Source organism: Solicola gregarius, from assembly GCF_025790165.1.
Lineage (GTDB): Bacteria > Actinomycetota > Actinomycetes > Propionibacteriales > Nocardioidaceae > Solicola > Solicola gregarius.
This window is the reverse complement of the sequence record NZ_CP094970.1, coordinates 3,514,224-3,526,175: the sequence shown is the minus strand read 5'-3', so window position 1 is coordinate 3,526,175 and position 11,952 is coordinate 3,514,224. Positions and strand designations below refer to the sequence as shown.

14 protein-coding genes and 1 tRNA gene are annotated in these 11,952 nt (G+C 69.2%); 4 read left to right on the top strand and 11 right to left on the bottom strand.

Features of this window, described 5'->3' with window-relative positions; translation table 11 throughout:
- Positions 1 to 26 precede the first annotated feature (26 nt).
- Positions 27 to 464, bottom strand: a complete 438-nt coding sequence (locus L0C25_RS17355) for a DUF3224 domain-containing protein (protein ID WP_271632954.1) — start codon at positions 462 to 464, stop codon at positions 27 to 29.
- Positions 465 to 538: 74 nt separating this feature from the next.
- On the opposite strand from L0C25_RS17355, the gene L0C25_RS17350 reads away from it, so the two are divergent.
- Positions 539 to 1,342, top strand: a complete 804-nt coding sequence (locus L0C25_RS17350) for a helix-turn-helix domain-containing protein (RefSeq protein ID WP_271632953.1) — start codon at positions 539 to 541, stop codon at positions 1,340 to 1,342.
- A gap of 68 nt (positions 1,343 to 1,410) precedes the next feature.
- A tRNA-Gly gene (locus L0C25_RS17345) sits at positions 1,411 to 1,484 on the top strand.
- A 61-nt stretch (positions 1,485 to 1,545) separates the two neighbouring features.
- Here the strand turns inward: L0C25_RS17345 and L0C25_RS17340 are convergent.
- From L0C25_RS17340 to L0C25_RS17330, 3 genes are all read right to left on the bottom strand, one after another.
- On the bottom strand, positions 1,546 to 2,037 hold the full coding sequence (locus tag L0C25_RS17340; RefSeq protein WP_271632952.1) for a VOC family protein: 492 nt from the start codon (positions 2,035 to 2,037) through the stop codon (positions 1,546 to 1,548).
- Between the two features lie 137 nt (positions 2,038 to 2,174).
- Positions 2,175 to 2,504 carry a nucleoside triphosphate pyrophosphohydrolase family protein gene (locus L0C25_RS17335; RefSeq protein WP_271632951.1) on the bottom strand — a complete coding sequence of 110 codons (330 nt, stop codon included), beginning with the start codon at positions 2,502 to 2,504 and terminating at the stop codon, positions 2,175 to 2,177.
- A gap of 62 nt (positions 2,505 to 2,566) precedes the next feature.
- Complete coding sequence (locus tag L0C25_RS17330; RefSeq protein ID WP_271632949.1) at positions 2,567 to 2,896, bottom strand: hypothetical protein; 330 nt, start codon at positions 2,894 to 2,896, stop codon at positions 2,567 to 2,569.
- Positions 2,897 to 3,138: 242 nt separating this feature from the next.
- Between L0C25_RS17330 and L0C25_RS17325 the strand changes: the two genes are divergently transcribed.
- Positions 3,139 to 3,381 (top strand): hypothetical protein, encoded by a 243-nt coding sequence (locus L0C25_RS17325; RefSeq protein ID WP_271632948.1) that lies wholly within the window; start codon positions 3,139 to 3,141, stop codon positions 3,379 to 3,381.
- Between the two features lie 4 nt (positions 3,382 to 3,385).
- On the opposite strand, the gene L0C25_RS17320 is transcribed toward L0C25_RS17325, so the two are convergent.
- The 6 genes from L0C25_RS17320 to L0C25_RS17295 all read right to left on the bottom strand — a co-directional run bounded on the left by L0C25_RS17320 (position 3,386) and on the right by L0C25_RS17295 (position 8,785).
- Complete coding sequence (locus L0C25_RS17320) at positions 3,386 to 4,414, bottom strand: PP2C family protein-serine/threonine phosphatase (protein ID WP_271632947.1); 1,029 nt, start codon at positions 4,412 to 4,414, stop codon at positions 3,386 to 3,388.
- A 136-nt stretch (positions 4,415 to 4,550) separates the two neighbouring features.
- Complete coding sequence (locus tag L0C25_RS17315) at positions 4,551 to 5,378, bottom strand: Fpg/Nei family DNA glycosylase (RefSeq protein WP_271632946.1); 828 nt, start codon at positions 5,376 to 5,378, stop codon at positions 4,551 to 4,553.
- 13 nt (positions 5,379 to 5,391) lie between these two features.
- Positions 5,392 to 5,841, bottom strand: a complete 450-nt coding sequence (locus L0C25_RS17310; protein ID WP_271632944.1) for a ribose-5-phosphate isomerase — start codon at positions 5,839 to 5,841, stop codon at positions 5,392 to 5,394.
- A gap of 103 nt (positions 5,842 to 5,944) precedes the next feature.
- Complete coding sequence (locus L0C25_RS17305) at positions 5,945 to 6,838, bottom strand: alpha/beta hydrolase (protein WP_271632943.1); 894 nt, start codon at positions 6,836 to 6,838, stop codon at positions 5,945 to 5,947.
- Positions 6,838 to 7,446 carry a DsbA family oxidoreductase gene (locus L0C25_RS17300; protein ID WP_333908546.1) on the bottom strand — a complete coding sequence of 203 codons (609 nt, stop codon included), beginning with the start codon at positions 7,444 to 7,446 and terminating at the stop codon, positions 6,838 to 6,840. The genes L0C25_RS17305 and L0C25_RS17300 overlap by 1 nt, the downstream gene beginning before the upstream one ends.
- A gap of 184 nt (positions 7,447 to 7,630) precedes the next feature.
- Positions 7,631 to 8,785 (bottom strand): glutamate--cysteine ligase, encoded by a 1,155-nt coding sequence (locus L0C25_RS17295; protein WP_271632942.1) that lies wholly within the window; start codon positions 8,783 to 8,785, stop codon positions 7,631 to 7,633.
- Between the two features lie 88 nt (positions 8,786 to 8,873).
- Here L0C25_RS17295 and pepN point away from each other — a divergent pair, with 88 nt between their 5' ends.
- On the top strand, positions 8,874 to 11,417 hold the full coding sequence (gene pepN, locus L0C25_RS17290; RefSeq protein ID WP_271632941.1) for an aminopeptidase N: 2,544 nt from the start codon (positions 8,874 to 8,876) through the stop codon (positions 11,415 to 11,417).
- Positions 11,418 to 11,610: 193 nt separating this feature from the next.
- Here the strand turns inward: pepN and L0C25_RS17285 are convergent, their stop codons facing one another.
- The gene (locus tag L0C25_RS17285; protein WP_271632939.1) at positions 11,611 to 11,925 is read right to left on the bottom strand and encodes a hypothetical protein; all 315 of its coding nucleotides are present in this window, start codon (positions 11,923 to 11,925) and stop codon (positions 11,611 to 11,613) included.
- Positions 11,926 to 11,952 lie beyond the last annotated feature (27 nt).

Here is an 11,952-nt window from a genome sequence, read left to right as displayed (position 1 = left end):
CCGCGGCGTCGCTGCGTGCCAGGCGCTCAGAGGTCGTACGTGAGCACCAGCTCGTACCCGTCGTCGCTGTGCCCCGCGATGCGAAGCTGCGCCTCGCCGCGCAGGTCGACGAGGCCTCCCGTGCCCATACCGGGCACGACCTCGACTCGCGCCTCGACTCCCTCGCCCGTGTGCGAGCCGGTATGGCGCAGCACGCACGACCCGTCGTGTCCCCCGATGGTTCCCTCGAAGCGCTCGAATCCGGAGAGCGGCGCCGCGCCCGCCTTGTACGAGATGAGGTACGCGACCGTGCTCGTGCCCTCGATCTCCCCTGCGTACGAATACGTGACGTCCGCCTTGCTGAGGCCCCTACTCGGGTAGTAGGCGTCGCCCATGGTCGTGCCCTCTCCGTCGATATCGACGAACGCGGCCTCCGACCATGCCGCAACCGTGAATCTGCTCGTTGCCTCGTGTGCGTACGTCATGCCCCGAACGTATTGCCGGGGTCCGGCCGCGGGCTTGAACAATCGCGTCACCGTGCCGAACTATTCTCGACCTCGTGCGCGACCAACCCCGAGGCATGCCGCAGGCGATCCTCCGCCCGAAGGCGGCCGAGGCGACGTTCGAGGTCGAGCGACTGCACCCGCGTACGTCGCTCGCCCCGTTCGTCGACTACCTCTGGCTGGTGTGGTGGCACGCACCCGACCCACACGAGCAACAGGTCGTGCCGCAGCCACGTATCCACGTCGCGGCCGAAGACGGACGCTTGTTGGTGCACGGCATCAACCGCGACCCGTTCGCTCGTACGCTGCGCGGCGACGGACACGTGCTCGGAGTCGCGTTCCAGGCCGGTGGCTTTCGCCCGCTGCTCGGGTCGAGTGTCGGCGCACTCGCCGGTCGCGTCGTGCCCGCTGGCGACCTTTTCGGCACCGACGACCGCCCGGTCGCTCGTGCGATTCTCGAGACCTCGGATACTCAGGTCATGCGCGCCGCGCTCGAGGACTACCTCGAGGGCAGAAACGCGCGGCCGGATCCCGCGGCCGACGAGGCAACGGCACTGGTGGCCTACGCCGAGCGAACACCCTCCCTCACGCGTGCCGATCTGCTCGCCGCGCACGCGGGCATGAGCCTGCGTACGATGCAACGACTGTTCACCGAGTACGTCGGCATCGGCCCGAAGTGGGTGATCCAGCGCTTCCGGCTGCTCGACGCCGCCCAAGCCGTGCACGACGGCGACGACGTCGACTGGGCCGGCCTCGCCGCCGAGCTCGGGTTCAGCGACCAGGCGCACCTCACCCGGGTGTTCACCCGCGTGGTCGGCACACCTCCCGCGACGTACGCGAGCGACCCGCGCACACGCTGACGTTCGGTGCGCGGGTCGAATGGATCGGTCGCCGCGCTGCATGGCATGATGGGCGCGCATTGCAACGCGCGGGTGTAGCTCAATGGTAGAGCCCCAGCCTTCCAAGCTGGTGGTGCCGGTTCGATCCCGGTCACCCGCTCCACACCACGAAACCCCAGGCCAGGAGGCAAATCCTCCGACCTGGGGTTTTCGTACGTCGTGCGCTAGTGCGCAGGCCCGATACGACCGTCGTCGGTCGAGGCGAAATCGTCGTCGGTGAGGTCCAGGTCGGCGCCGAACCGGCCTCGCGCGTCGACCGGGATGAGCGGCTTCTCCGCTCGTACCTTGAGCTCCTGGACGGCCCAGGTGTTGCCGTCGGGGTCGGAGAATCCGAAGAAGGTCGTCCCGTCCTGATCACCGAACGAGGTGACCTCGCTCGCGTCGACTCCCCTCGAGACGAGCTCGGCTCGGGCGGCGGTCGCATCGGCGACGCACAGCTGGAGGTTCCTCATCGAGCCGGGCTCCATCTCACGCTGCGATGGCAGGCTGCCGACGACGATCGAGCAACCCGAGCCGCGCGGCGTGAGCTGAGCCACGTTGATGTGCTCATTGACGGTGTGGTGGTCGAGATCGAAGCCGATCTGATCGCGGTAGAACGCGACGGAACGCTCGATGTCACGGACGGGCAGGATCACCACTTCCAGAGTCCAGTCCACGAGGCTCTCCCAATCGATTCGGACGGACGCGGCCCCAATGATGACAGCCCAGCCGGACGGAACCTGCACCCGCCTCTGACCGGGTCGGCCGGTCAACGTCGGTGAACCGCGCCAGAGCATCGAGCAGGCTTGGAAACCTAACGGTCGTCGCCGCTGCCGCCGATCGTCGCTCGGTCGTGACGGCCGGCGAGCTTGTCGATGTTGCGCTGAGCGACATTGTCGAGCGAGATATCGAAGTAGTCCGCGAGGACGGCGACGTACCACAGCGTGTCACCGAGTTCCTTCTCGAGATCGTCGATGTCCCACTGGGAGAAGTCGCTGTCCTTGTCGCGCACGATCTTCTTGGCCTTCTCGGCGATCTCACCCGTCTCGCCGACTAGCCCGAGCAGAAGCTGGAACAGCTCGTTCCGTTTGTCTCTCGGCGCGGCCGTTCGCAGCGCTGCCCGCTGATAGTCGTTCAGGTCCACGGCCCCACTGTAGGGAGATCCAGGTGCGCTGTGGGTGTGGGCCAGTACGCCGCTGAGCCGACTCAGCAGTTCGCGGCCGTCCAGTCGTCGATGTCCGCGAACGCTTCGTCCACCTGCCGCGTCGACACCCGCGACGGGTTGCGAGCTCGGCTCATGGCGTCTCGGATCGTGTCGACGTCGTCCGCGATCGCACCCGGTGCGCTCTCGGCCGCCCGGTCCAGACGATCGCGATAGTCGGCTCGCTCGTCGGCGTACGCGCGGCCCGCCTTCACCCCGCCGGCGGCCAGGCCATCGCCGGACGCGAGCTCGCAGAAGTCGTCGTCACCCGCGCACCGGGTCACCAGCGTCGCGGCAAGTCCGAGCGCCAAGCCCGCGAGTAGCACCTGTCGCAACGCTGAAGTCCCGCCTCCCTGATCCGGCAGACAGGTATAGCAGGCACCGATGCCCGAGGTGGCGGTACCGGCACCGCCTCTCACCTGGTGGGACCACGTACGTCCCTCGAGCGCCGAGGCACAGCGCGCCGCGCGTTCACACGAACGTCACGCGCGCGTGACGGGCACGTCGACTGCCGCGCATAACGTCGTACCTGTCGAGTCCTCCACTCGACGGTCGAATCCGGAGGCGGTGGGGCCACATGGTCGTACGTACCAACGGCGAGCGGCGCGGGCCGGCGTTCCTTCCCGCTCGCCTGGTGCGCGGAGTCACGAGCTCGATCGTGCACGGCCTCACCGTCTTCGACGCCGCAGAACGGTCGCGCCGCAACGCGCTCGCCGCGTCCGTGGAGATCACGACCGCCTGCGCCGAGCGTCGGAGGGTGGACGCGTTCCTGGCCGATTACGCATCGGCCGGGGCGCGAGCACCCAAGCGCCCTGCGTAGCTCCCTATCGCCGGTGGAGTACGAGCAGCGCGCGGTCGTCGTGCGTGGTGCCGATGCGGGACAGGAGCCGGCTGGCTCCGTTGTCGATGCCGCTCGCGAGCATCCGCTCGGCCTCGTTGATCAGCTTGTCGATGCCCAACCGGTAGTCCTGCGACGGCGACTCGACGAGCCCGTCGGTGTAGAGCAGCAACGCGTCACCCGAGCCGATCGACCCGGTCGCGGCCTTGAACCGGGCGTCCTCGATCAGACCCAGCGCGGGACCGTCCGATGGAAGCGATATCCACGTCTTCGACCCGGCGATCCACTGCAGACCCGGCGGATGACCGGCCGTTCGCACCTCGAAGTTGCCGGTCTCGAGATCGATCACCATGTGCGCGGCGGTCGCGAAGCCCTCGATCCAGTCCTGTCGCAGGAGATAGCCGTTCGCCGCGCCGAGGAACTCGTCGGCCGGCAGCGCGCCGAGCAGTCCACCGAAAGCACCGGACAGCTGTAGTGCCCGCGTACCGGCGCTGAGGCCCTTACCCGACACGTCGACCATGACGACCTCGAGCTGATCCGAGCCCGGTGCACGCGACGCGACCATGAAGTCACCGGCGAACTGGGCGCCGTCGGCGGACCGGAGCGCGGACTGCGCGTACCAGCTCGCCGGAAGTGCGGGTAGCTCACCTTGGGCGAGCAACCGGTCGCGCAGGTCGATGATCATCGACTCGCCGAGCGATCCGGGCAGACCCACCTTGACCCGGGCGGACACCGTCAGCAGCATCGCGGCGATCGCCGCGAGTACGACACACACAACGGCGCGGGTCGGCGTCTGCTCCAGAGATGCCATGACCACGGCAACGCAGCAGACCTGGAGCAGCACTGTCAGGGCGAACGGTCGGAACTGCAGCATGACGCTGGCGAAGAGCATCGGCACGACGTAGACGATGAGCGGGAAGAAGTCGTAGTTGTAGAGTGCCGCGACGGTCAGCACCAGATTGACCGCGCAGAGGGCCAGTAGCACCAACGACTGGCGACGCGGATTGGCCGCCACCGACTGCTGGATGCGAGAGCGTATCGCTGAAGGACTTGCCCAGAGCACAGTACGGGCAGGATACGCGGCCATAGCAGAGAGACTAGTCGCCCGGCAGCGCCCCGGGAGCGTGATCGGGCGATCTAGCCCGAAAGCACTACTTCGGTCTGCGGCGCGATCGGCGCTGGCAGCGCGGGCACCAGAACAGGTTCCGGGAGGCATGCACCTCGCGGCGTACGCGCGTACCGCAGACGTGACATGGCGCGCCGGTCCGCCGGTAGACGTACACCTCGCCGCCGTGGTCGTCGACCCGCGGCTCGCGCCCCATCGCTTCCGGCTCGTGCTCGGGTCGGACGGTGTCGATCCGGCCGGTCTTGACGCCCTCGCCCATCAGAGCACAGAGGTCGTCCCAGATGTCCTGCCACTCGCGGCGCCGCAGCAGCCGGCCCTCCATGAACGGGTCGAGCCGATGCCGGAACAGCAGCTCGGCGCGGTACACGTTGCCGACTCCCGCGATGACACTCTGATCCATCAGCAGCGTCGCGAGCGGCGCCCGGGAGCGGCCGATCCGCCGCCACGCGCGATCGGGGTCGGCGTCGTCGCGCAACGGATCAGGGCCGAGCCTTCCGGTCAGCGCCTCGACCTGGTCGCAGGTCCACAGCTCGCACGCCGTCGGGCCGCGCAGGTCGGCGTACGCGTGCGGCGACGCGATGCGGAGGCGCACCTCCCCGCGGGGTAGGCCGCCCGGACCCGAGCCGAGGTCGAACGTGCCGATCAGGCCGAGATGGACGTGGATGACACGGTCGGCATCGAAGTCGACGAACAGGTGCTTGCCGTACGCCTCGCAACCCACCACCTCGGCGCCGTCGAGCAGTCCGGCCGACTCCGCGAAGCGGCCCTGCGGACTCGACACGCGCACCCGGCTGCCGACGAACGCATCGTCCAGCGCGTTCGCGAGCCGGTGCAGCGTATGACCCTCGGGCACGCGTCCTGTCTCCTCAGCGACCGTTCTCGTACTCGGCGAGCAGCTGGATGCGACGGTTGTGCCGCTCCTCCTCGGAGAACGGCGTCGCCAAGAACGTCTCGACGAGGCGGATCGCCACGTCGGCATCGTGCATCCGGCCGCCGACGGACACGACGTTGGCGTCGTTGTGCGCACGGGCGAGAGCGGCGGTCTCGTCGTTCCACACCAATGCCGCCCGCACGCCGCGGACCTTGTTCGCAGCGATCTGCTCGCCGTTGCCAGAGCCGCCGATCACGACGCCAAGGCTCCCGGGGTCGGCGACGACGGCCTCACCGGCCGCGAAGCAGAACGGCGGGTAGTCGTCGTCCGCGTCGTACGCGTCCGCGCCGTGGTCGGTCACGTCGTGGCCGGCTGCCGTCAGGTGTTCGACCAGGCGTGCCTTGAGCTCGAATCCCGCGTGGTCGGAGCCGATGTGTACGCGCATGGGCGAATTCTGGCAGGCTCGACGGTCCCGCCCCGCCGTGGGCCCGACGTTCGGGCTGCGACACGCCGGCGTGTCGCGACCGAACGTCATGCCCAGCGGGCGGTCAGGTGCGCAGACGGGCGAGCAGGCCGGTGAGCTCGTCGAGCGCGGCATCGGCCGGATCGTAGTCCCATGGCCGCCGCCAGAACCCGTGCACGACGCCGAGATGCCGCTGCGCGGCGACGCCGACGCCCGCCGCGGCGAGACGGGCCGCGAACTGCTCGCCCTCGTCGCGCAGCACGTCGTGCTCGGCAGTGATCAGTAGCGTCGGCGGCATCCGCGAGAGATCCTCCGCGTACGCCGGTGCCGCCTCGGGGATCGAGCGCAGGTCGTCCGTCGGCAGGTACGCGTCCCAGAACCAGCGCATCTCGGCGGCCGAGAGCACCGCGATGTCCTCGGTACGGAAGGAGTCTGCACGGCACGCAGGGTCGAGCGGCGGGTAGGCGAGCACCTGGTACGCGAACGCGCCGGGCTCGCGTACGGACAGACCGGCGACAAGATTCGCACCCGAGGAGTCGCCGACACCGACGATGCGTGAGGCGTCCAGCGCGTGCTCGTCGGCGTTGGCGCGTACCCAGTGCAGGGCCGTCTCGACGTCGTCGAGCGGCAGCGGATAGGGATGCTCCGGCGACCGGCGGTAGTGCACCGCGACGACCGCCCAGCCGGTACGCACGGCCAGCTCACGACCCCATCGGTCGTGGGTGTCGAGGTCGCCCAACACCCATCCGCCACCGTGGGCATAGAGCAGCACCGGCGCACCCGGCTCGGGCCGGAAGACGCGGCACGGCACGCCGTCAGCGTCGACGTCTCGGACGTACGCGACCTCGCGCCGCTCCTCGGTCAGCGCCTCGGTCGCCATCTCGCGGCGGAACCCGTCGATGTCGGCGCCGGGATCCGAAATATGCGGCCCGGCCGTTGCGTCCGCCACGTCGGCGGCGGCCTGCGGATTGAGCACCATCAGTCGAAGATCGGGTCGCGGTCGCGGGTGCGCTTCAGCTCGAAGAAGCCGTCGGTGCCGGCGACGAGCACGACCCCGTCCCAGAGACGGCCGGCGGCCTCACCCTTCGGCGCCGGCGTGACGACAGGACCGAAGAACGCCACACCCTCGGTCGAGATGACCGGCGTACCGACGTCCATGCCGACCTGGTCCATGCCGGCGTGATGCGACTTCGACAGCGCCTCGTCGTACGCGGTGCTGTCCATCGCGTCGACGAGGTCCGCGGGCAGGCCGACCTCCTCGAGCGCCTCGACGATCGTGTCGTGGTCGAGCTCGCGGCCCTGGACGTGGTGGCGCGTACCGAGCGCGGTGTAGAGATCGCGGAGCACCTCTTCGCCGTGCGCCTCGGCGGCCGCGATGCAGACCCGCACCGGGCCCCACCACTTGGGGATCTGCGCGGCGTACCACTCGTCGAGGTCGTCGCGGCCGTCGTTGAGCAGCGAGAGACTCATGACGTGGAACTGCGTCTCCACCGGCCGTACCCGTTCCACCTCAAGCATCCAGCGCGAGGTCATCCACGCCCACGGGCACACCGGGTCGAACCACAGGTCAACGGTCTTCTTGCTCACTCTCGTCCTCCACTCGCGACAGGTTGCTTCTTCAACTACAACGCGCGATGCGGCGCCGCCTATTCCGGGCCCGCATCCGATTCCTGCCCGACCCCTCTCGCCGAGGTACGTCGTCCTGCCACATCAGCCGGCTCATGTGGCAGGACGACGTACCTCGGCGAGACGGTGGGACCGCGGTCGGCGCTCAGCGTCCGCCGAGCGGGTGCCCCGCGCGCATCTCCGCGACGAGCGAGGCGACGACCGCGTCGAGGGCGCCGTCGTTGGCGCGCGCGACCGCACGCTGGCGCTCGTACGAGGCGCCGACCTCGATCAGGGTACGAACGCCGTCGAGCTCCTCCGCGCAGCCGAGGTCGTCCGCGACCGGCTCGAGTACGTCCAGCAGGCGATGGGTGTCGTCGACGATCAGGTCCTCCTCGCCCTTGTCGTCCAGGATCAGGATCGCGTCCATGCCGTACCGGGCCGCACGCCACTTGTTCTCCTGCGCGAACCACGGCGGGATCGTCGGCAGCTCGCGACCGGCATCGAGCTCGCGCGAGAAGTACTCCACCAGGCAATGCGTGAACGCGGACAGGCTGAGCAGCTCCGCGAGGGTCGGGATGCCGTCGCAGATGCGGACCTCGAGGGTGCCGAAGCGCGGCGACGGGCGTACGTCCCACCGCACCTCGGTCAGGTCGTCGATGACTCCGGTGTGCAGCATGTCGTCGACGTAGTGCTCGAACTCGTGCCACTCCCGGAACTGGAACGGCAGTCCCGCCGTCGGCAGCTGCTGGAACATCAGCGCGCGGTTCGACGCGTACCCCGTCTCGCTGCCGCCCCAGAACGGCGACGACGCCGACATCGACTGCAGATGCCCGAAGTACGTGAGCAGCGCCCGCATGATCGGCAGCGCCTTGTCGCGGTCCTCGATACCGACATGCACGTGGACGCCGTAGATCAGCATCTGCCGGCCCCACCACTGCGTACGGTCGATCAGCGTCGCGTACCGCTCCTTGTCGGTCACCTGCTGGCGCGCCCACTGCGCGAACGGATGCGTGCCCGCACACATCAGCTCCACCCGCAGCGGATCGGTCACCGCACGCAGCTCCTCGATGCTCCGGCACAGGTCGTCGCCGGCGGCACGTACCGTCTTGCACGGCGAGGTGACCACCTCGACGGTGTTCAGCAACAGCTCCTGACGGATGTGTGGATGCTCCTCACCTCCGGTACGCACCGTGTCGAGCACCGTCTGCGCGACCTGGCGCAGGTCGCCGCTGTCGGCGTCGACGAGCGCGAGCTCCCACTCGATGCCGACGCTCGAGCGCGGCGACATCGCGAACGGGATCCGCTGCGCAGTCCGCATATGCCGATCCTGCCCTCTGAGCGGGATTTGCGACAGGGTGTGCCGCCGCGACGCCGAGATGCGACCGGGCGCGTGGCAGGATTCGACCATGCCCGGAACCAACCTGACCCGTGAAGAAGCCCGCATTCGAGCAGCGTCGCTCGAGGTGGAGTCGTACCGCGTCGAGCTCGACCTGACGTACTCCGAGACCGAGTTCATGTCGAAGACGACGCTGCGATTCCGCTCGCGGGACGACTCGACGTTCGCCGACCTGGTCGGCGCGTCAGTGCCCGATATCGTCTTGAACGGCACCCAGCTCGATCCCGTCGCGGTGTATCGCGACAGTCGCATCGAGCTGTCCGGCCTGCAGGCGGAGAACGAGCTCGTGGTCACGGCGACGCTGCCCTACTCGCGTACCGGCGAGGGTCTGCACCGGTTCGTCGACCCGGCCGACGACCGGGTGTACCTCTACACGCAGTTCGAGGTGCCCGACGCGCGCCGGGTCTTCACGACGTTCGAGCAGCCCGACCTGAAGGCGACCTTCGAGTTCCAGGTGACCGCGCCCGACCACTGGCAGGTCGTCTCCAACACGTCGACGCCCGAGCCGGAGTCGGTACGCTCCGGGGTCGCCGTGTGGCGCTTCGACCCCACGCAGCGGATCTCGACCTACATCACCGCGTTGATCGCCGGCGAGTACGACGTGTGGCACGACACGTACGCCGGCGACTACGGCGAGGTCCCGCTCCGGCTGTTCGCGCGCCGGTCATTGGCGGAGTACTTCGATACCGACGACATCTTCACCGTGACGAAGCAGGGGTTCGGCTTCTTCGAGCAGCAGTTCCAGATGGGCTACCCGTTCGCCGGCACGTACGACCAGGCCTTCGTGCCGGAGTACAACATGGGCGCGATGGAGAACGCCGGCGCGGTGACGTACCGCGACGAGTACATCTTCCGCAGCCGCCAGACCGAGTCCGCGTACGAGTCGCGGTCCAACACGATCCTGCACGAGATGGCGCACATGTGGTTCGGCGATCTCGTCACGATGCGCTGGTGGGACGACCTGTGGCTGAACGAGTCGTTCGCCGAGTGGGCGTCACACGACGCCAACGTGAAGGCGACAAGGTTCACCGAGGCGTGGACCGGCTTCGCCAATGCGCGCAAGGCATGGGCGTACCGGCAGGACCAGCTGCCGTCGACGCACCCGATCGCCGCCGACAACTACGACCTCGAGGCCGTCGAGGTGAACTTCGACGGCATCACGTACGCCAAGGGCGCGTCCGCGCTGCGACAGCTGGTCGCCTGGGTCGGCGAGAAGGAGTTCGTCGCGGGTCTGCGTACGTACTTCGAGCGGCACGCGTACGGCAACTCGGAGCTGAGCGACCTGCTGAGCGCCCTGGAGGAGTCGTCCGGGCGCGAGCTCGGACCGTGGGTCGCCGAGTGGCTGCAGGCGTCCGGCGTCAACACGCTGCGGGCCTCGTTCGAGGCCGACGACGAGGGACGGTTCACGTCGTTCGCGGTCGATCAGTCGGCACATCCGGACTTCCCGACGCTTCGGCGGCACCGGGTCGGAGTCGGGCTGTACGACCGAACCGATCGCGGCCTGGAGCGCCGCGACTCCGTCGAGATCGACATCGCGGGTGCCTCGACACCGGTCGACGCGCTCGTCGGCGTACGTCGACCCGACCTCGTGCTGTTGAACGACGGCGACCTCACGTACGCGAAGATCCGCCTCGACGAGCGCTCGCTCGCGACCGTCGTGAACGGCATCGCGGACTTCACCGAGTCGCTGCCGCGCGCGCTGTGCTGGGGCGCGGCGTGGGACATGACCCGCGACGCCGAGATGTCCGCGTCCGCGTTCGTGACACTGGTGCTCGGCGGCATCGCGACCGAGACCGACCTCACCGCGGTCGGCACCCTGCTCAATCAGGCGCGCACCGCCGTCACGCTGTACAGCGCGCCCGACCATCGCGACGACGTCGCCGATCGCTGGGAGCGGGGCGTACGCAAACTCCTGGACTCGGCCGAGGCGGGCAGTGACCACCAGCTGGCGTTCGCCCGCGCGTACGCGGGCGCGACACGCTCTCCCGAGGCGATCGCGTACCTCCGCGGCCTGCTCGACGGATCGGTCGCACCGGCCGGGCTCACTGTCGACGCCGACCTGCGCTGGAGCCTGGTGAGCGGGCTCGCCCGCACCGGTGCCTACGGCGACGCCGAGATCGACGCCGAGCTCACCCGCGACAACACCATCTCCGGGCAGGAGCACGCCGCGGGCGCACGCACCCAGCGCCCCGATGCCGCCGCGAAACGGGCCGCATGGGATGCCGCGGTCGTACGCGACGACGTCCCGAACGAGACGCAGCGCAGCATCGCCGCGTCGTTCCAGGTCGCCGGGCAGGAGTCGGTGCTGGAACCGTACGTCGAGCGCTACCTCGAGATGGCCGAGACGGCGTGGGAGGCGAAAGGCACGCAGCTCGCGACGATCGCGCTCGTCTACCTGTTCCCGCGGGCGATCCCGTCGGCCGACCGGCTCTCCCGGGTCGACGAGTGGCTGGCGTCGACCGCGGCGAACCCGGCCGCCAAGCGCCTCGTCGGCGAGGGCCGCGACGACATGGCGCGGGCACTACGGGCGCAGGAGCGTGACGCGCGCGGCTGACGTACGGCCGGTTTGCGACCGGGGACGCCCAGACCTCGAACCGTTGCGACCGGGGACGCCCAGATCGCATAGGTGGCGACCGGGGACGCCCAGACCTCGAACCGTTGCGACCGGGCACGCCCAGATCGCATAGGTGGCGACCGGGGACGCCCGGATCGCAACGCGGCGGCGCGCAGGCACGCGGCCGCGAACCTCAGTGACCCGAGATCTCCTGCTGCCCATCGCTCGCCGCACGGGCGGCGATGACGCCGCCGTCGGTCTCGCGGCGGATCGGGTACGTGTGCGCCTTCTTCGTGTGCGTCAACCAGCCGAAGGTCGCGATCCCCACGAACAGCAACAGCGGGATGCCGACGAAGATCAGCAGCACGTCCATCGTGGAGTACGACTCGGAGTTCTCCCACGTCGACGGCATATCGGCCGACGCCTGACCCGCCGTGGCGAGGACGAGGAGCACCGGGACGATCACGGCTGCGGCCGTCCGGGCCGCAAAGCGCTTACGAGTCTGCATGAGAGCACTCTAGCGAGCGGCCGCGTG

Bases quoted from the DNA above. Each gene is read 5' to 3' on its own strand.
- L0C25_RS17305 (WP_271632943.1), bottom strand. From the start codon at position 6,838: ATGGTGCTCAATCCGCAGGCCGCCGCCGACGTGGCGGACGCAACGGCC.
- pepN (WP_271632941.1), top strand. From the start codon at position 8,874: ATGCCCGGAACCAACCTGACCCGTGAAGAAGCCCGCATTCGAGCAGCG.
- L0C25_RS17285 (WP_271632939.1), bottom strand. From the start codon at position 11,925: ATGCAGACTCGTAAGCGCTTTGCGGCCCGGACGGCCGCAGCCGTGATC.
- L0C25_RS17355 (WP_271632954.1), bottom strand. From the start codon at position 464: ATGACGTACGCACACGAGGCAACGAGCAGATTCACGGTTGCGGCATGG.
- L0C25_RS17310 (WP_271632944.1), bottom strand. From the start codon at position 5,841: ATGCGCGTACACATCGGCTCCGACCACGCGGGATTCGAGCTCAAGGCA.
- L0C25_RS17325 (WP_271632948.1), top strand. From the start codon at position 3,139: ATGGTCGTACGTACCAACGGCGAGCGGCGCGGGCCGGCGTTCCTTCCC.
- L0C25_RS17295 (WP_271632942.1), bottom strand. From the start codon at position 8,785: ATGCGGACTGCGCAGCGGATCCCGTTCGCGATGTCGCCGCGCTCGAGC.